The sequence below is a fragment of the Pseudomonas sp. A-RE-19 genome (assembly GCF_019956555.1).
GTDB lineage: Bacteria > Pseudomonadota > Gammaproteobacteria > Pseudomonadales > Pseudomonadaceae > Aquipseudomonas.
On sequence record NZ_JAHBDQ010000005.1, the window covers coordinates 111885 to 133067 of the forward strand.

Genomic DNA, 21183 nt, shown 5'->3' on the forward strand with positions numbered 1-21183 from the left:
TTCGGCAGCGCCTACAAGGGGGACGTGTGCAGCAACACGAAATCGTTTTTATCGAAACGCCCACTCAATACCGGTTGCAAGTTGCTCAGGCGAGTGCCTTGCAGGGCCTTCAGGTCGTTGCGGTCCATCATCAACCAGGCCGGGCCGGGCAGGGCCTCCAGTTCCTGAATGGATTCGGTGAACACCGGTTGCAGGTCCTGCTCGATATTGACCATGAACTTGATCGCCTTGGCGTCCTTGCCCATGCCGTACAGCACCAGCGGCGCCGGGTCTTTCTGAACCTGTGCGAATGCGGCTCGGCTGAAGGTTTGCGTATCGTAAAGCTGACGTTCGACCGGTTCAAACACCAGGATGTAAACCGACCAAAGCGCCAGAACTGCGCAACAGGCCAATACCTCGGCCCGCCACTGCGACCGGAACCACGCCGCCAGCGCAATAATTTGCAGGGCCGCAAGCACGATCAGAACGGGCACAAAGGCAGCCGGTTGCGTGGGCAGACGCCGCTGAGCGACCAGCAATACGACAATCAACAGCCCCGGAATCAGCAACCACAGCCCTTGCATCAAGCCCCGTAACCAGCCGAACACCCGACCCTGCGTCACCTGAAACGGGTACGCCGCAATGATCGCCGCCATGGGCAACATCGGCAGCAGATAGCGGGCTTTTTTTGCCTGGGGAATCGATAAACCAATCATCACGATCAATCCGGCCGCCGTGCAGTACTGCAACAGACGCAATGTCGGACCGGCCTGCCGCGGATTCGTCAGCCAGACCGTAGCCAACGCCAGCAGTGCCAGCGGATAGGCGAGTGCATAGTTGCCCAGCGAGCTGGTGAAGTAATACAGCGAACCGCTGACACCTTCACTGCCGTCCATGCGCCCCATGAACTGCATGCGCACCACGTCTTGCATGAAGGCCGGTCCACCACTGGTTTCAGCCAGCCACAGCAGCGCGCCAACACACACGGCCAACAATACAGCCGCCAGCAAGCCGAAGCCGAACAACCGCGACCATTGGCGATTGAGCACGTAATAGCTGCACAGCATGCCAGTGGGTATCACCAGCCCGATCGGCCCACGAACCCCGAAGCCCAGCAGCAACAAGGCAAAGATCAGCGGCCACCGACGGGGCGCTGCGAAATGATCGGTGACGTAACCCAGGTAGAACACTGAAAAAGCGACGGCCGCCAGTATCAAGTCCTGGGACACGGCACGGGTTTCAGTGACAAACGTACTGGTCAGCAGCATCAGGGCGATGCTCAGCAGGGCCCAGCGTCTGGAGTACGGCGCGAGCAACCGGTACATCAACGTGACGATCACGGCGGCGGCGATGGCGCTTGGCAACCAGGCGCTGAGGCTGTTGACCTGCCCGAAGGGCAGGGACAGCAACCAGATGAACAGGGTCGACACCGCCGAGTAATCGGCATAGGGCTGGCCATAGGTGGTCGGGAAAAACGACAGCCCATGACGCAACATTTCCTGGGCGAACAGCACGAACCGCGAATCGAAACCGATCGCCGCTTGCTGATAAACCCCGGCGATGAACAGCATTAACGCCAGCAGCCCAACCCCCAGGGACTGCCGACGAATGCCAGGTGATGCCGTGATCACGCGACGACCGAGGCTGCCGGCCATTGCTGAAGCGGAATCGGCAGCTTGCGTGATTCACCGCGGCCCATCGGGAAATACAGGAAGCCGCTACGGGCCAGGCGCTCGGCATCGTACAGGTTGCGCCCGTCGAAGATCACCGGTGCATTGAGCCGTTGCTGGATAAGCTCGAAGTCTGGTGCCTTGAATTGCTGCCATTCGGTGCAGATGATCAGTGCATCGGCCCCTGCGAGCACCGATTCCGGTGTGCCCATGAGCATCAACTTCGGCTCATCAGGGTAAAGGTGTTGGGTTTCCTGCATGGCTTCCGGGTCGAATGCCCGCACATTGGCCCCGGCGGCCCACAGCGATTCGAGCAGCACCCGGCTCGGCGCATCGCGCATATCGTCGGTATTGGGCTTGAATGCCAGGCCCCACACGGCAAAGGTTTTGCCACGCAAGTCGCCTTTGTAGAAGGCGTTGATGCGGTCGAACAGTTTGTGTTTCTGCCGCTCGTTGATGGCTTCCACTGCTTGCAGCAGGTCGCTGGAGCAGTGGGCCTCTTGAGCACTGTGAATCAGTGCGCGCATGTCCTTGGGGAAACACGAGCCACCGTAACCGCAACCGGGATAGATGAAGTGGTAACCGATGCGCGAATCGGCACCGATGCCCAACCGCACCGACTCGATGTCGGCGCCCAGGTGCTCGGCCAGTTCGGCGATCTGGTTGATGAAACTGATTTTGGTCGCCAGCATGCAGTTGGCGGCGTATTTGGTCAGCTCGGCGCTGCGCAGGTCCATGAACATGACGCGGTCATGGTTGCGGTTGAATGGGGCGTAGAGGTCGCGCATCACGTCACGCACCTCATCACCTTCACAGCCGATGATGATGCGATCCGGGCGTCGGCAATCGGCCACGGCCGAACCTTCCTTGAGAAACTCGGGGTTAGAGACGATATCGAACTGCAATGCCCGACCGGCCAGGCACTTGTCGATATGGGCGCGCAGCGTATCGCCCGTGCCCACCGGCACCGTGGATTTCTCCACCAGAATTACCGGCTGCTCACGGTGACGCGCCACTGCGTCACCTACGGACAACACGTATTGCAAGTCCGCCGAACCATCCTCCCGGGACGGCGTGCCGACGGCGATGAACAGCACCTGACCATGCTGCACCGCGAATTTTTCGTCCGAGGTGAACTGCAGCCGCTTGGCATCCAGACTTTCGCGCACCAGGCTGGCCAGCCCCGGTTCGAAGATGCTCACATGGCCTTGTTGCAGCAACGCGACTTTTTTCTCGTCGATGTCCATGCACACCACGTCGTGGCCGACTTCAGCCAGGACGGCGGCTTGCACCAGGCCGACATAACCGCTACCAAATACACTGATTTTCATGAAGCACTCCTAAATTCGGGCGCACGAGCAGGTCGAGAGTTGATAGTGATAACACCGAGGATGACCAGTGCCACCCCCAGTGTTTTCGAAAGACTGAAGGTTTCGTTGAATAATGGCAGGCTGGCGGCCAGTACATACACCAGCGCGTAGCTGATGCTCAGCAGCGAGTAAGCCCGGCCCAGGGGCAAATCCCGCAGGGCGGCGAGCCAGGTGAGCATCGACACGGCATAGGCAAGGATGGCAGCCAATACGACCGCCACGGCGGAGACATCGACGCTGCGGTTGCTCAAGGCGGATAACCATTGTTCGGGATGGGGCAGGCGGGTCATGCTCCAACGCATGCCCAACTGCGCGGCGCTGCCCAGCAGCACGCTGATCAGGGCGAAGGTGATTCCGCGACGCAGGCTCATGCGTGTTGCCCCAGCAGCGCCACACCACCAATCACCAGCGCCACGCCCAACCAGTGACGACGGTCGATGGTTTCGTGAAAGACGAAGCGTGCGATCAGCGTGATCAATACGAAATTCAGGCTCAGCATGGGGTAGGCGATACCGACTTCAAGGCGCTGCAACACCAGCAGCCAGACCAGCAAACCCAATCCCAGAGAGGCGAGCGCCAGCCACAGCCACGGCGAACGCAGTTTCTCGCCCCAGCCCGACGTCTTGCCGCGCCAGCTTTCCACGGCGTACTTCTGGGCGATCTGGCCCAGGCAAGTCAGCAGGCAGGCGACCAAAAGCAGCAGCAGACTCACGACGCCCCCTGAGGAAAGATCAGAATCACCAGGTTGCCTTGTTCATAACGTTTGCCATCTTTGGGCAGTTGTTCGATTTCTTGCAACTCGTCATCGCCCTTGACCCGCATCACCACGCCGACCGAGCCGTTCTGCCGGGCTTCGCGCATCCACTGTTGCACCTTGTCCGGGTCGATTCGCTGCTTTGTTGCGTCAGGATATCCGAGGCCGTATTTCAATTCACCTATCGTGTTGTACAACGCCACGTCAGGGCGCTTCAGGCGCCAGGCCAGGGCCGAAGCGGCGCCCAGGTCGTTGCTCAACAGCTTGCCACTCTGCGCCAGTTCCCCGATGTGCTGGAGGATGAATTGGTCGGGCATCTTGTTCGCCACCACCGAATCGGGCAGCCCGGCCGGTAGCACGCCGATCAGCAACAAACTGCCGAAGGCCGGTGCCGCCCAGCATTGCAACGGGCGGAACGCTTGTAGCAGGTTGGCCATGATCCAACCGATCAACCCGATAAACACCAGCATCAGATTGTGCAGTTCATGGGTATACAGCGGCTTTTTCAATTGCAGATAGATCAGCGCAATCAGAATGATCAGGCCCAGCGTCAAATTCAGCAGGCCATTGATTCCCAGTGCGCGGCCCTGTTCCAGCCTGAGGCGGTCCGCCAGGGCATGGCCCAGCAACAACGCCAGGGGCAGCAAGCAAGGCATGATGTAAGTGGGCAATTTGCCGTTGCTCAGGCTGAAAAACGCCAACGGCATCAGCAGCCACAGCAACAGAAAGGCGATGCTGGCTTGATGCCGGGTCTGCCAGGCCTGTTTCAGCGCTGATGGCAGCAACGCCGCCCACGGCAGACTGAATGCCACCAGCAGCGGCAGGTAGAACCACCACGGTGCGTCATGTTGAGCATCATCACCGGCGAAGCGGCGAATGTGTTCGTGCCAGAAGAAGAACCGCCAGTAATCGGGCTCCTGTGCGTGTACTGCCAAAGCCCACGGCAGGCTCACCGCGATGGCCACGGCAATCGCCACCGGGCCGTAGGTCAGTAATTCCCTCCAGCGCTTTTGCCAGAGCATCCAGGGCAGGGCGATCAGCACCGGCAGCAGCCAGGCGAGGAAACCCTTGGTCATGAAGCCCATGCCGCAGGCCAGCCCCAGCATCGCCCAAGCGAGCAGACGCGGGCCACGGCCGACGCTGTCCAGCGCAAACCACAAAGCCACCAGGCTCAGGTTGACCCAGAAAGTGAATTGCGGATCGAGGTTGGCATAGCCGGCTTGCCCGGCGACGATCGTGAAGCTCATGTACAGCAGCGCGCAGGCAAAGCTCTTGCGCGGTTCGTTCCACAACCGACGGGCAATCAGGTAACACAGCAATACGCTCAGCCCGGTGCTCAGCGCCGAGGCGAAACGCACGCCAAACAGGTTGTCGCCAAACAGCGCCTGGCCGATGGCGATCATCCAGTAGCCCGCCACCGGTTTTTCGAAGTAACGCAGACTCATGAAGTGTGGTGACACCCAGTTACCGCTCAGGAGCATGTCCTGGCTGATCTGGGCATAACGGGTTTCATCGGGAATCCATAAGCCGTGGGTGCCCAGCGGCAGCAAGTACGCCAGCGCAAGAACGACCAGCAATAACGGCAATGCCCAGCGCTTGCTCATGCGCCTTGTACCCCCAGCCAACCTTCTCGGCCCTCGAGGGTGCCGCGCACGACATGGCCCATGGGCAACGTGGCGGGTGCCTCGGGCAGCAGATCGCCCAGGGGTTGGAAATGAATGTCCTGTCGGCGCGCATCGGCCAGCAGTTGACGAAAATCGTTGGCCATCAGAATCCCTTCTACTTCGGCATGGATCGTGTAGACGTTGAGTGTTTGCGCAGTGAACCGCTCAAGAATGAAAGTATTGAAGTCCCTGGCCGTAACGGTCGGACCGACCACCTCATCGAAAGTCGGCAGGTCTACCGGGATTTGCGGTGTACCTGGACTTCCATCGGCCAACGTCGGCAGGAACAGACTCTGGCCCCGACAATCGCTGTTGTAGCGAAAGCCGAAACCCTGTTTGGCCTCGATCACGCGCTCGTCCGCACGCCAGCCGGCGGACGCCGAGCACTCTACCTTTTTTCCAAGGATATCGCTGAGACTGTCAACGCCACGGCGAATCTGCTCGATCAGTTGCGCGTCGCTCCAGCGTCCGGCATTGGCCTGCCAGCCGTGATGATCCCAGGCGTGCAGGCCGACTTCATGCCCGGCCGCCAGGGTCTGACGCATCAGGTGCCCGAGGTCGCGACCGATCGGTTTGCCCGGCCACGCGGTGCCCGCCAGCAAAATGTCCCAGCCATACAGGCCGGCGGCATTGGAGCGGAGCATCTTCCAGAGAAACTGCGGACGGATCAGGCGCCACAAGTGGCGCCCCATGTTGTCTGGCCCGACGCTGAAGAAAAACGTCGCCTTGACCTGTGCTTCATCGAGCATTTCGAGCAACCGAGGCACGCCCTCACGGGTGCCTCGGTAAGTGTCGACATCGATTCGAAGGCCTGCCTGCATCAACGTTTTTTGTCCGCGATTTCGAGCATGGCTTCGCGCAGGAAGAAGTCCAGCGTGTTGCCGATGGTCTCGTTCATCGCCACCGTGGGTGCCCAGTCAAGCAGACGCTTGGCGTTGGCGATGCTCGGTTTGCGGTGAGACACGTCCTGATAGCCGGTGCCGTAGAAGGCCTTGCTTTCGATATCGCGGAAACCGGCGAACGGCGGGAAGTTGTCGCGCAGCGGATGAGCCTCGAACTGACGCAGCAGCTCTTCGCCCAATTGACGAATGCTGGCTTCGTTGTCCGGGTTACCGATGTTGATGATCTGGCCGTTGCAGGCGTCGTTCTCGTTGTCGATGATCCGCGCCAGAGCTTCGACGCCATCGGCGATGTCGGTGAAGCAGCGTTTCTGCTCGCCGCCATCGAACAGACGAATCGGTGTGCCTTCCACCAGGTTCAGGATCAGCTGTGTGATGGCCCGGGAGCTGCCAATGCGCGCCGAGTCCAGACGGTCCAGGCGTGGGCCCATCCAGTTGAAAGGACGGAACAGGGTGAAGTTCAGGCCTTTCTGGCCATAAGCCCAGATCACCCGGTCGAGCAACTGCTTGGAGATCGAGTAGATCCAGCGTTGCTTGTTGATCGGCCCGACCACCAGGTTGGAACTGTCTTCGTCGAAGTTGGTGTCCTGGCACATGCCATAGACTTCCGAGGTCGACGGGAAGATCACGCGCTTGTTGTATTTGACGCAGTAGCGAACCAGTTTCAGGTTCTCTTCGAAATCCAGTTCGAACACCCGTAGTGGATTGCGGGTGTATTCGATCGGCGTGGCGATCGCCACCAGCGGCAGAACCACGTCGCATTTCTTGATGTGGTACTCGATCCACTCCGAGTGGATGCTGATATCGCCTTCGACGAAGTGGAAATTCGGATGGCTGCGCAGGCGCTCGATGGCGTCCGAGCCGATGTCCAGACCGTACACTTCATACCGGTCGTCACGCAGCAGGCGCTCGGACAGGTGATTGCCGATAAAGCCGTTGACGCCAAGGATCAGCACCCGGGTGCGACGGGGGGCACGACCCGACTCGGCGCCACGCAGCACCGAGCCATCGACCAGCCCCAGCTCGTTGGCCAGTTGCGGGCCGCTCAGGTACAGGCCATTGTCGTTACGCTGACCGGCGTTGATTACCAGTGAGTCTTCACCGCAGGCGATTCGCAATGGATCGACGCTGATGACCCGACCGGGTGCCTGACCTTCGTTGCCCTTGACGACATCCGCGCTCCAGACAATCAACTTGTGCTCGCCCACGGCACAGAACGCGCCCGGATAAGGCTGGGTCACGGCACGCACCAGATTGAACAGTTCTTCGGCCGGTTTGCTCCAGACCAGTTTGCCATCCGCTGGAGTACGACGACCAAACACTGTGGCTTTGGATTCGTCCTGTGGGGTTTCGCTGATTTTGCCTTGAAGCAGTGCAGGCAAAGTGTCTCGCAGCAGATCGCTGGCGGCCTGGCGCAATTTGCCGTGCAGGGTCAGCGCGGTGTCGGTGCGCTCGATCGCCACCCGTTGCTGAGCAATGATTGCGCCGGCATCGGCACGTTTGACCATGCGGTGCAGGGTCACGCCGGTTTCGGTTTCACCGTTGACCAACACCCAGTTCGCCGGTGCGCGGCCACGGTAGCGTGGCAGCAACGAGCCGTGCAGGTTGAACGCGCCTTTGCGGGCCGTGGCCAGCAGTGGTTCGCTCAACAGATTGCGGTAGTAGAACGAAAACAGGTAATCGGGGTTGAGCTTGCTGACGCGCTCGATCCACAGCGGATGGTTGGCGTCTTCCGGGGCATGCACCGGAATGCCTTTGCGGGCACACAGCTGTGCAACCGAGCCATAGAACGCATTTTCCTTCGGGTCATCGGGATGAGTGAACACGGCGGCAATCTCGAAACCGCTGGCAAGCAGGGTTTCGATGCCGGCACAGCCAATATCGTGATAAGCGAAAACAACAGCTTTTGCACTCATGAGAGAACCTGATCTGAAGAAGTGGAAGTGAGACCGTCAACGGTGACAGCGGGGGCAGGAACAGAGGGGGTGCTACGCAAAACCTTTTCGATAAAAAACCGTGGACGCGCCCGGACGTCGCTGTACATGCGGCCCAGGTACTCACCCAACAGACCCATGCCAATGAATTGGCCGCCGGTGAAAACGAACAGCACGGCGAACAGGACGAATGTGCCGCCACCGGCCCAACCGGCACCGAAAACCAGGCGCAGCACAACCAACGCGATGGCGAATAGCACTCCGAGCGTCGCCATGCAGAAGCCGACGATGCTCAGTAATCGCAGCGGAGTCGTGGTCATGCAGGTGATCAGGTCGAACATCAGGTTGACCAGGCGCATCGGGCTGTATTTGGATTCACCGTGTTCGCGCTCGGCGTGGGTCACCAGAATTTCGGTGGTGTGCCGGGCGAAGCTGTTGGCCAGGATCGGAATGAACGTACTGCGTTCACGACAGGCGAGCATGGCGTCGACGATAGTCCGGCGGTAGGCGCGCAGCATGCAGCCGTAGTCGCTCATGGCAACGCCGGTGGAGCGCTGCACGGCGAGGTTGATCAGCTTCGACGGCCAGCGACGCAGGGCCGAGTCCTGACGGTTGTTGCGCACCGTGGCGACCACGTCGTAGCCCAGTTCGGCCTGAGCCACCAGCCGCGGGATTTCTTCAGGCGGATTTTGCAGGTCGGCGTCGAGGGTGATGACCACATCGCCCTTGCACTGTTCGAACCCGGCCATGATCGCCGCGTGCTGGCCGTAGTTGCGGTTGAGAATGACCGCCACCACCGGGCTGCCGTCGCGACTGGCAGCGTCCTCGAGGATTTGCGCAGAGTTGTCGCGGCTGCCGTCATCGACCAACACAATTTCGTAATCATGGTGCAGTTGCCGGCACGCCGCTTCGGTGCGACGGAGCAACTCGGGCAGGCTGTCTTGCTCGTTGTAGACCGGGATGACGATTGATACGCAACGGATCGGATAAGGTTTCACAGGCTTCTGTCCAGTGTTTTTTCAATGGCGCCGACGACACGATCGACGTCATCGCAGGTCATGTCGGGGAACAACGGGATCGAACACAGCCGCGCCGAGTTCCATTCGGTGTTGGGCAGGTAGATGTTGGGGAAACGCTGCCGGTAGTAAGTGTGCAGGTGGGTGGCGATGAAGTGAATGCCGGTACCGATGTTCTGTTCCTGCAAAGCCTTCATGAACGCCTCGCGGTCCAGCCCGCAACGTTCGGCGTCGATGCGCAGGATGAACAGGTGCCAGGCGTGCTGCTGTGCATACTCCGGAATGGCCAGCGGTTGCACCGGCAAACCTTCCAGGCGTTGCAAATAGGTCTGGGCCAGTTCCGTGCGCCTGGCGTTGATCGCATCCAGACGCTCCAGCTGTACCAGGGCGATGGCGGCATTGATGTCGGCCAGGTTGTACTTGAAGCCCGGTTCGATCACTTGGGCCTGGGGTTTGCGGCCGTGGGTCAGGCGGTCGTAAGCGTCAACGCCCAGGCCATGAAACTTGAGCATGCGCACACGAGTGGCCAAAGCATCATCGTCGCTGACAAACATGGCGCCCTCGGCGCAGGTCATGTTCTTGATCGCGTGGAACGAGAAGATCGCCGTGCCTTGGGCGCCGACGTGACGACCTTTGTAGAAAGTGCCTGCTGCATGAGCCGCATCTTCGATGACGGCGATGCCATGTTTGTCGGCCAGTGCGTAGAGTGGGTCCAGGTCGAACGCCGCGCCGGCGTAATGTACCGGAACGATGGCCTTGGTACGTGGCGTGATCGCCGCTTCGATGCTCGCCAGATCACTCATCAACGTGTTGCGGTCAACGTCGACGAAAACCGGTGTCGCGCCGAGCAGGCAGATCATGTTGGCGGTCGACACCCAGGTTTGGGACGGTGTGATGACTTCATCGCCGGGACCGATGCCCAAGGCCAATAAGGTAATGTGCATGCCGCCGGTGGCCGAGGACAATGCCACGGCATGACGACAGCCGACATAGTGGGCGAAGTGTTCTTCCAGTTGCTGGTTTTTCGGGCCGGTAGTGATCCAGCCAGAGCGCAGTACTTGCTCTACGGCAGCAATTTCTTCATCGCCAATACTGGGGCGGGAGAAGGGTAGAAACGCCTGACTCATGAGCACCTCGGAACTTGAAAATGAATAACCATGAAGGTTAAAAGCACTGGATCCAATGGCAGAGTAGACGCCAAAACAAAAGCTGCATCAAGCAGTTGCCGGAAATTTGTGACAAATTACATCGGTTGATTTCTCGTGTCATGGTCAGCACGTTGGACGCCCACAAAGGCGTCATCTCGGACCCCATTGAGGTTAAGCGTGATTTTGTGAAAGGAATATGAAAAACCGGTGGGCGATTCGTTTATCTCGAGCTCATACAGCCACTGTTCAGGCTGCTGCCGCTCATCGCGCTTTTTATAGGGGAAGGCGTACACAAGTGCCCGCCTTAATGGACTTGTGCTGCATTGCTTAGTTGTTTTTTGAACTGTTTTCATTCAAAGCGATTTCGCTTGATTGACCGATTCAAAAGCTTCAAAAACCAACCTGTTGACCCTGGTGCCAGTCCGTTAAAGCACGGAACCTGTGGAAGCGCTCAGTACATGAGCATGGCCGATGGTCGACACATGAACCTCGCTGCCAGCGGGTGGCGCGTGCATGCCGGAACTGCGCACCAGCAATGAACGCCCCGGACGTTCATCCGCCGCCAACGACTGCAATTCCACGGTCAAGGTGCAGGTGTTTCCGCCGAAATCGCACTCGGTGACCACACCGCGACAGCCGTCCGGTTGCGCCAGGCCGTGGGGTGCGCTGATCAGCTGAAGTTGCTCGGGGCGCAGCATGATTTGCGCTGATCCGTTGTTTCTGTGGTTGTCGACCGGTATGCGACCCAGATCGCAATGAGCCCAACCTGCTTCGATTCTGGCCGGCATGATCACGGCGTCCCCGAGAAACAGGGCGGTTTGTTCATCTGCGGGATAGCGATAAAGGTCCAGCGGACGTCCGGATTGGACTAACCGGCCCTGACGCATCACCGCCAACTGATCGGCGAACGACAACGCTTCACTTTGATCGTGTGTCACCAGAATGGTCGTGACACCGGCGTCTGCCAGAAGCCGTGCGACCAATTTGCGCATGGCGGCGCGCAAACCGGTATCGAGCGCCGAAAACGGCTCGTCCAGCAACATCAATCGTGGCTGTTGCGCCAGGGCCCGGGCCAGCGCGACACGCTGTTGCTGGCCGCCGGAGAGTTCATGCGGCCAACGATTGGCCATGCTCGCATCCAGCGCCACGCTGTCCATCAACTCAGCGATACGCTCCTGTTTGGCAATGCCCTTGGCCGCAAGCCCGAAACCGATGTTGGCGGCTACGGTCATGTGCGGGAACAGTGCGCCATCCTGCGGAACATAGCCGATCAACCGTTGATGCGCGGGTACCTCGTGGCTGCTGTCGACCAGCGTCTGACCATTGAGCGAAAGGCTGCCCGAGTCCGGGAATTCGAAACCGGCGATCATTCGCAGCAAGGTGGTCTTGCCCGAACCGGACGGGCCGACGATAACCGTACGGCTTCCTGTCGGCACCGACAGGTTGATGTTCTCCAGGGCTCGGTGAGAACCGTAGGACTTGCAGATCGAGTGGAGTTCAAGAGCGTTCATCGGCCAGCCGTGCGTTTGGATTGGTGATAAAGAAGTCCGGTCAACGGAAGCGACTGCAGAATCATGAGCAAGGCATAGGGCGCCGCGGCCGCATAGTCGATTTCACTGGTCATTGCCCAGAAACCGGTGGCCAGGGTGCGCGTGCCATTGGGGGCGAGCAGCAGGGTCGCGGTCAACTCATTGCTGACCGCCAGAAACACCAACGCAGCGCCAGCGGCAGCACCGGGTGCAGCCAGACGCAAAGTGATCAGCCACAACGCCCGAGCGGGCGAACGGCCGAGGCTGCGGGCCATGTTCTCCAGCTCCACCGGCGCCTGGGCGATGCCTGCGCGCAAACTCACCAGGGCGCGGGGCAAAAACATCAGTAAATAAGCCAGCAGCACTGTGAAGGTGGTCTGGTAAATCGGCCGGGCAAAATGAATCGTCAGGGTCACCAATGCCAGCGCGACGACAATCCCCGGCAACGCGCTGGTAATGTAGTTGCAGCTTTCCAGCACGCGCTGCAACGGGCCCGGCGAGCGAATCGACAGCCAGGCAATCGGGATGGCCGCGCATGTAGTAATGAGCGCGCCAGCGGCCCCGAGCATGAGCGTTTGTTCCAGCGCCGGCAGCAGTTCGCTCAGTTGCCAGACTTGTGCGCCACCGGCGATCAGCCATTTACCAAGGGTGATCAACGGCACACCGAGTGCCAGAGCACAGGTCATGCCTTGCAGCATGAACGCGAGCAGGGTGGTGCGCAAATTCAGACGCACGATCCTTTGTTCGCGCGCGCTTCCCGACCCGACCCGGGCGTAACGCGCCGTGCCGCGGGCAGCCGACTCGGCAGTCAGCATGGCCAGGCAGCAGAGTGCGAGGACGCCGGCCAGCATATGGGCGGCAGGCCCGTTGAAGGTGGACTTGAACTGATCGAAGATGGCCGTGGTGAAGGTGTCGAAGCGGATCATCGCGTACAGACCGTACTCAGCCAGCAGGTGCAGCCCCACCAGCAAGGCACCGCCACAGATGGCCAGGCGCAATTGCGGCAGCACCACGCGAAAAAACACCGCCCAGGGCTTGAGCCCCAACGACTCGGAGACATCTTCGATGGCCGGATCGAGCCGGCGCAACGTCGCCGCTATCGGTAGGTAAAGAAACGGGAAATAGGCGATGACCGAAACCAGAACGCCGGCAAACAGCCCGTGAATCGGTGGGACCAGACTGACCCAGGCATAGCTGTGAACGAATGCCGGCACCGCCAGCGGCGCCGTCGCCAACAGCGACCACCAACGCCGCCCCGGCAAGTTGGTGCGTTCCGTCAACCAGGCCAGCGCCAGCCCTAGCGCGATGCACAAGGGAATGGTGAGCAACACCAGCAACGCGGTGTTGATCACCAACTCGCCGACACGTGGGCGCCATACCAGCGTCACAAGCGTCGCCCAGCCGGTCTGTACCGACACGCCGATGACGAAAGCAATCGGCAGTAACGCCAGCAATGACACCAGCACCGACAAACCAATCACCCATGCACCACCGCGGCCCGCGAAGAGGCCGCGAGAGCGTGTGCGCAAGTTTGCAGAGGGCGCCGCAGCGACCTCCACCGGTAGAGTTTCAGGAAGCAATTAGAGCAACCCTGCCTGGGTCATCAGCTCTACCGCTTTTTTGCTGTCGAGTTTCGAGACGTCGACAGCCGGGGCGTCGAGTTGCTGCAGCGGTACCAGTTTCGGGTTGGATTCTGCGTTCTTGCCCACGGCGTATTCAAACGAGTTGCCGTTCTTGAGGATCGCCTGGCCGTCTTTGCCGGTAATCCATTTCAGGAATGCCTGGGCCTGTTCCTTGTGTTGGCTGGAGGCCAGAACGCCGCCACCGGACAGACTGACAAACGCACCTGGATCCTTGTGTTTGAAGTAGTGCAGCGAGGTGTTCTTGCTGTTCTCGCCGGTCTTGGACTGATCGACGAAGCTGTAATAGTGATAGATCACGCCACTATCGATCTGACCGGCGTTGACCGCCTTGAGCACGGCGCTGTTGCCCCGGTAAGCGGTGAAGTTGGTTTTCATGGCTTTCAACCAGTCGAGGGTAGCGGCTTCCCCCTTGAGTTCCAGCACGGCAGCGACGATGGCCTGGAAGTCGGCACCGGCCGGCGAAGCGGCCCAGCGACCTTTCCAGTTCGGTGCGGCGAGGTCCATCAGCGATTTTGGCAAGTCTGCTTCGGCCAGCTTGCTCGGGTTGTACACGAACACCGTGGAGCGTGCGGCAATCCCTACCCATTTGCCATGCGCCGGACGATAGGTCGCGCCCACTTGTTCCAGCGTGGTCGGCGCAACCGGTGCAAACAGCCCCGCGTTGTCGACCAGCACCATTGCCGGGGAGTTTTCGGTCAGGAACACGTCGGCCGGGGAAGCTGCACCTTCCTGCACCAGCTGATTGCCCATCTCGGTGTCGTCGCCATTGCGCACGGTCACTTTGATGCCGGTTTCCTTGGTGAAACCTTCGACCCAGGATTTGGTCAGGCTTTCGTGTTGAGCGTTGTAGACCACGATACCGTCAGCCTGCGCGGCGGCATACACGTGACCGGCGCCGAGGAAAGCTGTGGTCAGCAACGCTGTTTTAAGGAACGAGGGGATGCGGGAAATCATTCGGTCGACGGCTCCTGTCTTTTTAGTACGCTCGCGCAGATTCATTAGCGGAACAATGCGAATCATTTGCATGTTTGAGGCGCAGCGAATGTAGAGCGCAATATGAGAAAAAAACGTCAAAAAAACCGTTAATAGATGTCATTTTAATGTCGACGGAAAGCCCGAACCGATGCTGTGGTGGGCAACTATCAAACGATATCGTCGATCAGAATAGGGTTTTGGGCGCGGCTGCAAACCTACCGGGGCTTATAACGCATAATGGCAACGGTCACACGGGTCCCTGTCTGCGGCGTACTTTGAACCGTCAGATGTCCACCCAGTCTTTCGACAATCCGCTTGCAGTGGGCAAACCCAAGCCCGAACGACGAGGGTTGCGACCGTGCAGCGTCGGCACGAAAAAACACGTGCCCCAACTGTCGGACCTCTTGCGCGGACATACCAGCACCGTTATCGGTGATCCGGATGATCAAACCGGTGCCGGGTTGTTCGTCCAGCGTGACGTCGACAGCGCCACCGGCCGGGGTGTACTTGATGGCGTTGTCCAGCAGGTTGCCAAACACCACTTCCCATTGTTCCTGATTTCCGGCGACTTGAACCTGATAGTCCTCCAGCAGATGCAGGGAGAGGCTGAGACCTTTGAGTTCGGCGGCCTTGCGCCAGCGCTCGACGGCATTGAGCGCATTGTCATTCAACCCGCTTGACTGCCCGCCAATGTCTGCGGTGCCTTCCAGTTGCGCAAGGTTCAACAGGCCGAGAGACAGGCGCTTGAGCACCTGCATTTCGGCCAGTACATCACGACAGGTCTGGGCGTAATCTTCGGCGTGCCGTGGCCGCGCCAGAATGACCTCCAGCGCAGCGGTCACGGCAGCAATCGGCGTCTTCAGTTCATGGGAGGCGTTGGCGATAAACAGCCGTTGATGTTCCAGCACTTCCTGAACCGCCGTTTCCATTTGCGCGTAGCTGTCGAACAGCAGTTTCTCTTCCGCCGAGTGCGCCTCGAACACTACCCGGCGCGTGAATTCCGGTGGCCTCAATGTGCGAAGTTGTCGAGCGAAATGGCGAAGGTTGCGGGTGGAGAGCGACACCACGATAAAACTGCCAAGCGTCGTCAGCAGCAGTATCCCTATTGCGGCCAGCGCCACCACACGCTTGAAGGCCGCGACCGCATTGAGTACCGGTTGCGCGTTGGTGGCCACCAACAACCTGGCCTTCAGCGGTCCTTTGGGGCTGGCGCGTTCAAGGTCGCCCATCTGCGCGATCCATTTCTCGTTACCGACATCGAACAGGAACGTCTCTTCGTCGCCGGCGCGAACCTGACTCATGGCCTCGCGAAGCGCTTTGCGCATTGGCAGCGTCGGCCCCCTGGAATCTTGCAGCAATTCGCCCGATGCCGATGAAAGGTCAAAGTACAGGTCGTGATCGTGATCCAGTTCCGAGGCGAATTCACCCTGGCGCTGATAGACCAACTGCGCGTTCTCGACGCTGATCAGCGACTCGATGACGTCCGACTGGGTATCGAGATGGTGCCGAAGTTCATCGAGCCGGGTGGTTTGCACCCAATGACTCAGCCACACATAGCCGATGAGCAACACACACGCCTGAACCACGAACAGTGTGAGCGCGATTTTGATGTTCAGCGCCAGGTTACGCCACACGAAGGATCAACCCTTTGCCGCGAATGGTTTCAATCTCGACGTCGGCACCCGCCAACTTGCGTCGCAGGCGATTGAGCAGCACGTCCAGGCTGTTGCTGTCCGGCTCGCTGTCGAAAGGGTAGAGCAGCCCCAGCAATACCGTGCGGGTCTGCAATTGATTAGCCTTGCCGGCCAGCGCCACCAGCAGGTCGTATTCCATGCCCGTGAGCTCCAGCGGACGGTCGCCGATGCTGACCCGCAAGGTGTCGAGTTCGATGTTCAAATTGCCCAGTGTCAGCGATTTCGATCCACGGGCGATCGAGCGTCGATAGAGGGCATTGAGCCGCGACACCAACTCGATCATTTCGAAAGGTTTGGTCAGATAGTCGTCGGCGCCGAGATCCAGCCCCTGCACCCGATCCACCACCTCGCTTCTGGCCGTGACCATGATCACCGGCACTTCGTTGCCCTTGCCGCGCAGCACTTTGAGTACGTCCAGACCAGACATTTGCGGCAGCATCCAGTCCAGCACCAACACGTCGTACTCGCTCGCATCGGCATAGTACATGGCCTCTTTGCCGTCCCTGGCCAGATCCACCACCCAGCCTTCTTCCTCAAGCCCGCGCTTGATGCTGTTACCCAGCAGGGCATTGTCTTCGGCCACCAGAACCTTCATCACTCGCTCTCTGAACAGGCATGCAGGCGTGCATTCATGGCATGTCCGGCACGCGCTGGCAAGCCGTCGCACAGCTATACGACTTCGTTAACAAGCGGTTCATTTTCGCCTCTTTAGACTGCCCGACAGTGGTGAACATGCCCTTCGGCTTCGATTCGCTTTTCAGTCCCTTATCTGGATTTCTTCCATGAGCCTTTCCAGTCGACGCCTGTCGTTCATCCTCCTGACGGGGCTTCTGGCCTGTCTGATGGCCGCGACATTTTCCAGCCTGGCCACTCATGTGCGCTTCGGGCTGGAGTTTCGCGGCGGTTACGAGATTTATTACGTTGTGAACCCGGTACCGGGCAAGACCCTGCTCGGCAAGGATGACCTGTTGCAGACGGTCGCGATCCTGAGTAAACGTGCCGACAGCATTGGTATTACCGAGCCGGACATCCGCGTCGAGGGCGCCAACCATATTCGGGTGAAACTGGCAGGCCTGACGTCCGCCGAAGAATCACGCTCGCTGCTCGGCAGTTCGCAGGGGTTACCCACGCAGTTGACCGAGAAATACACCCAGACCGTCGGCAGCGTGTTGGGCAAAACCGCTCTGGCAGAAACCGTTCAGGCAGGTCTGATCGGCATCGCCTGTATTTTTCTGCTGCTGGTGGGGCTGTACCGCACCGGCGGTTTGATCGCCGCGTTTTGTACGTTGGTCTACCTGTGGCTATTGCTGATTGTGTTCACCGTCTCGGGTGCCACCTTGTCGCTGTCGGCGGTGGTGGCGTTTGTGCTGGGCATTGGTATGGCGGCGGATGCGAGCATCATTTGCCTGGAGCGTATGCGTGAGGAAATCGACCTCGGTCGGTCTCTGCGCGAAGCCGTGGAAAACGGCTTCAACGGCTCGCTGTCGACGATACGTGATGCAAACCTGGTGACCGCGTTGGCGATGATTGCCTTATTCGCGGCGGGCATCGGGCCGATTCAAGGATTTGCGTTGACCCTGCTGGTGAGCATCGTGATCAGTGTCGCCACTAACTACTTGCTGATTCGCCGGTTGATGCTGTGGCTGGTTGATACCCAGTGGGTCAGCCAGCGCTGGTTGATCGGCAAGGGCAAGCCGCGCGCCACCAAAGCCCGCCGTTTCAACTTCGTGGGCCTGGGGAAAATGGCGATTGTGGTCTCGTTGCTGACCATCGTTTCCGGCTCGCTGTACTACCGCGCTCACGGCCTGAACCTGGACATCGATTTTACCGCCGGCACCGCGCTGGACATCGACGTCGACCGTACAATCACTCAGGAAACCGCCACGCAAATCATGACCGGGGCGGGCACTATTCCGGCCACCGTGGCCGTGGGAGGCGCACAGAATCAGCATATCGCCGTGCGCTTTGATGAAGTGCTCAAGCCGGCTGATCTGAAGCAGATCATTACCGCGTTCAAAGGCAGGTATCAGACCGTAGAGTACGAGGAAAACACCGCAGACCCCGGCGTTGCACGGGATTTTGCCACTCGGGCCATCTATGCGGTGATTGCGGCATTCGCCAGCATCGCGATCTTTATCGGCCTGCGTTTCTCCTGGGCCATCGCTCTGGCGACCTTGCTGCCGATCGTTCAGGACATCCTCATCGTCTCGGCGATCTTCTCGCTGTTCAAGTTCGAGATCGACGTCACCTACATCGCGGCATTGCTGACGATCATCGGCTATTCGCTGAACGACAAGATTGTGATCTTCGGACGCATTGTCGAAAACGTGAAAAAGTCCCCGCCAATGGATGCAGTGGCCTTGTGGGGTTTGATCAACCTGAGCATCAGCCAGACGCTGGGGCGTTCGCTGTACACCGTGCTGACGGTGGTCATGGCGTCGACCTGTCTGTATCTGTTTGCCTGTGAACCGTTGCAGATGTTCTCGCTCGCACTGGTGCTGGGCCTGATATCCGGTGCGGTGTCGTCGATTTTCATGTCCAGCGCTATCTGGCTGACGCTGTCCCGGCGGAAACTTCAGGTGGCGAAGGTTGGCTCGACGTTGAACGTCAGCGCCAAACGCATCCCGCATCTGGCGTCCACGCCGTTCCTGGGGGCACTGCTGACCGTCTGCATGGTCGGAGTCGGTGGATGGTTCTGGGTGCCGGCCCAGGCAACGGCGGGCAAAACGGAGATCAGCGCCTCGACGGCAGCCGGTTCACTCGGCGACTTGTCGAGTTTCCGGACGATTATCGTAGACACCGCCCGCTTAGTGGACGCCGGTGACCTGAAGGCGGCCAAGGCCCGCATCACCGACCTGGAAACAGCCTGGGATCAGGCCGAAGAAACCTTGCAGCCAAAGTCGCCGGCATCCTGGACGTCGGTCGACAAATCGATCGACCGCGCGCTGTCCCAATTGCGCTCCGGCAAACCGGACCCGAAAGCCTGTGCCGACGCCCTGAATACCCTGCTGGCCAAAGTTGATAACCAGCAGATCAGTGCCGCCATCCCTATAGCGGCAACTCCCGCCGGGTCGATGGGCGACTTGTCCTACCTGAAGGTCATCATTTCCGACACCAAAAAGCTGCTCGGCAATGGCGACATGAAAGGCGCACGGGCCAGGATCACCGAGCTGGAAAGCACCTGGGACCAAAACGAGGAAAAGCTGCGAGCAATTGATCCTGAAGGCTGGACCTCCATCGACAAGTCCCTGGACAGAGCGTTGAAACAAGTCAGGACCGGGGTGCCGGATCTGGCGGCGTGTTCCGCGGCGCTGGATACCCTGGCGACAAAGATCGACAGCAAAAGCATGCACTGACGCTTATTCGGCCCGGGGAATAAACGCCACGCTCTGTTCTTCGCGGGCGTGGAATATTCGCTCGCCGTTGGTGGGTGTGGTGGTGATGACCTGATGGTCGACACCCAGGTAGTTCAGCGGCAGCGCGTCGCCATTGCGGTACTGGGCGACAATGATGGTGCGCTGCGGATCCCAGTGCCGGCCACTGGTGTTGTCCAGCCAGGTCATCAGCGCTGCGGTATCACCCGTGCGTGGAAAGTCCTGGGTTCCTGATACGTAATAGAAGGGCGCGCCGCCGGTTTGCAGGTACATCGGGACTTTGTTGTCCACTTCGATCATCACCATATGCCATTGACTCAACGGCGCTCGCTTGCCAGCCTCGAACCTGACCGTCTCACCGAACTGAACCACGCCGCCACCACTGTTGGTCCAGGGATAGAGCACACCCAACACCGCCAGTAACAACCCCGTGGTCAGGCCGAAACCGATCTTCCACCCACGACCACCGAACCTGCCAGGCGCCTTGCGTTCAGCCATTCGCCGGGTGACCCACCAGGCGCCCAGCAACTGAGCAAAGGGCACCAGCGGCAATACGTAGTAACTGCGCCGGCTGCCGCTGGCCGTGAAAAACAGCATCAACAGGCCCAGGCCCCAGATCAGCCAGCGTGTATCGGGTTCGATGATTCGCCAGTTGCGCAGTGCACACCACAATGCAAGTAGCCAAAAGGGTGTCCACGGCAAGGTGTAGACGGGGAGATAAAGCAGGTAGGTGTAAATCGGACCGATGTTGTCGAAGGGCTGGAAAAAACGCACGACGTTTTCCCGAAGCACCAGACCCAGGCCGCTCTCGCCATAGGTTGGCGCACCGTAGACGTGCGACAACACGAACGGTGTCATGTAGAACGCCCCGGCAACCATCAGGGCCATGCACAGTCGGAGGTTGAGATGGCGTTTCCAGCGCCCGTCCTGCGACACATGGGGCAACAGTAACAAGCCCGGTAGAATGAAGCCGATCAGCCCCTTGAACAGTGAGGTCAGAGACAGCAGCAGAAAAAACACCAGGTAACGACTGAAGCGTGTGTCGTCGGGCCCGCGCCAATACCACCACACCGCCGCCAGCACACCACACACCGTTAGAATGTCGGCAGTAGCGACCCGTGCCCAAAAGGCGAAATAGAACGTTGTTGCCAGCATCCAGCCGGCAATCAGCCCGGTGCCTTTGCGGTACAGCCGCTCACCGATCAGGTACACCAGCCAGACGCTCAGCCACGCGGCGATCACCGAAGACAGGCGCAATGACCAGTGCCCCAAGCCACCCGTCAGCCAGGCGGTGGCAGTGATCAGCCAATAGGAGGGCAGCGGTTTGTCGTAATACGCTGCGCCCTTGAGGTAAGGGTCGAAATAGTCACCGCTCTGAAGCATTTGCAACGCGATGTTGGCCCAACGGGTTTCCGCCCCCCACAACTCCCGCGTGCCCAGCCCAAGCAACAGAATCAGCGCGCACGCGCCTAGCAGGAGCGCCAACGCGCCCCTGTCACTTGCCCAAAATTTCATGGAGGGTTTCCTGTAAGGA

16 protein-coding genes are annotated in these 21183 nt (G+C 59.7%); 1 reads left to right on the forward strand and 15 read right to left on the reverse strand.

The window, feature by feature from the left end:
• Positions 1-11: 11 nt before the first annotated feature.
• The 14 genes from KGB14_RS04380 to KGB14_RS04445 form a co-directional block, all read right to left on the reverse strand.
• The gene (locus KGB14_RS04380; RefSeq protein WP_223484258.1) at positions 12-1634 is read right to left on the reverse strand and encodes an ArnT family glycosyltransferase; all 1623 of its coding nucleotides are present in this window, start codon (positions 1632-1634) and stop codon (positions 12-14) included.
• Complete coding sequence (locus tag KGB14_RS04385) at positions 1607-2980, reverse strand: UDP-glucose dehydrogenase family protein (RefSeq protein ID WP_223484259.1); 1374 nt, start codon at positions 2978-2980, stop codon at positions 1607-1609. Before KGB14_RS04385 ends, KGB14_RS04380 begins: the two co-directional genes overlap by 28 nt.
• Positions 2977-3390, reverse strand: a complete 414-nt coding sequence (gene arnF, locus KGB14_RS04390; protein ID WP_223484260.1) for a 4-amino-4-deoxy-L-arabinose-phosphoundecaprenol flippase subunit ArnF — start codon at positions 3388-3390, stop codon at positions 2977-2979. The genes KGB14_RS04385 and arnF overlap by 4 nt, the downstream gene beginning before the upstream one ends.
• Complete coding sequence (gene arnE, locus KGB14_RS04395; RefSeq protein WP_223484261.1) at positions 3387-3731, reverse strand: 4-amino-4-deoxy-L-arabinose-phosphoundecaprenol flippase subunit ArnE; 345 nt, start codon at positions 3729-3731, stop codon at positions 3387-3389. Before arnE ends, arnF begins: the two co-directional genes overlap by 4 nt.
• A complete protein-coding gene (gene arnT, locus KGB14_RS04400) occupies positions 3728-5377 on the reverse strand; it encodes a lipid IV(A) 4-amino-4-deoxy-L-arabinosyltransferase (RefSeq protein WP_223484262.1) in 1650 nt (549 codons plus the stop codon). The genes arnE and arnT overlap by 4 nt, the downstream gene beginning before the upstream one ends.
• Positions 5374-6258, reverse strand: a complete 885-nt coding sequence (gene arnD, locus KGB14_RS04405; protein ID WP_223484263.1) for a 4-deoxy-4-formamido-L-arabinose-phosphoundecaprenol deformylase — start codon at positions 6256-6258, stop codon at positions 5374-5376. The genes arnT and arnD overlap by 4 nt, the downstream gene beginning before the upstream one ends.
• Positions 6258-8252, reverse strand: coding sequence for a bifunctional UDP-4-amino-4-deoxy-L-arabinose formyltransferase/UDP-glucuronic acid oxidase ArnA (arnA, locus tag KGB14_RS04410; protein WP_223484264.1), 1995 nt, complete (start codon positions 8250-8252; stop codon positions 6258-6260). The genes arnD and arnA overlap by 1 nt, the downstream gene beginning before the upstream one ends.
• Entirely contained in the window at positions 8249-9268 is a 1020-nt protein-coding gene (gene arnC / locus KGB14_RS04415) for an undecaprenyl-phosphate 4-deoxy-4-formamido-L-arabinose transferase (protein WP_223484265.1), read from the reverse strand. Before arnC ends, arnA begins: the two co-directional genes overlap by 4 nt.
• Positions 9265-10413, reverse strand: a complete 1149-nt coding sequence (gene arnB / locus KGB14_RS04420; protein WP_223484266.1) for a UDP-4-amino-4-deoxy-L-arabinose aminotransferase — start codon at positions 10411-10413, stop codon at positions 9265-9267. Before arnB ends, arnC begins: the two co-directional genes overlap by 4 nt.
• Positions 10414-10859: 446 nt before the next feature.
• The gene (locus KGB14_RS04425) at positions 10860-11945 is read right to left on the reverse strand and encodes an ABC transporter ATP-binding protein (protein ID WP_223484267.1); all 1086 of its coding nucleotides are present in this window, start codon (positions 11943-11945) and stop codon (positions 10860-10862) included.
• Positions 11942-13492 (reverse strand): ABC transporter permease, encoded by a 1551-nt coding sequence (locus KGB14_RS04430; RefSeq protein WP_223484268.1) that lies wholly within the window; start codon positions 13490-13492, stop codon positions 11942-11944. The genes KGB14_RS04425 and KGB14_RS04430 overlap by 4 nt, the downstream gene beginning before the upstream one ends.
• Before the next feature lie 51 nt (positions 13493-13543).
• The gene (locus tag KGB14_RS04435; protein ID WP_223484269.1) at positions 13544-14560 is read right to left on the reverse strand and encodes an iron ABC transporter substrate-binding protein; all 1017 of its coding nucleotides are present in this window, start codon (positions 14558-14560) and stop codon (positions 13544-13546) included.
• 236 nt (positions 14561-14796) lie between these two features.
• Positions 14797-16215, reverse strand: coding sequence for a sensor histidine kinase (locus tag KGB14_RS28530; protein ID WP_223484270.1), 1419 nt, complete (start codon positions 16213-16215; stop codon positions 14797-14799).
• Complete coding sequence (locus KGB14_RS04445; protein WP_223484271.1) at positions 16205-16870, reverse strand: response regulator transcription factor; 666 nt, start codon at positions 16868-16870, stop codon at positions 16205-16207. Before KGB14_RS04445 ends, KGB14_RS28530 begins: the two co-directional genes overlap by 11 nt.
• Positions 16871-17057: 187 nt before the next feature.
• Between KGB14_RS04445 and secF the strand changes: the two genes are divergently transcribed.
• A complete protein-coding gene (gene secF, locus KGB14_RS04450; protein WP_223484272.1) occupies positions 17058-19631 on the forward strand; it encodes a protein translocase subunit SecF in 2574 nt (857 codons plus the stop codon).
• A gap of 3 nt (positions 19632-19634) precedes the next feature.
• Here the strand turns inward: secF and KGB14_RS04455 are convergent, their stop codons facing one another.
• Positions 19635-21164, reverse strand: coding sequence for an ArnT family glycosyltransferase (locus KGB14_RS04455; RefSeq protein ID WP_223484273.1), 1530 nt, complete (start codon positions 21162-21164; stop codon positions 19635-19637).
• Positions 21165-21183 lie beyond the last annotated feature (19 nt).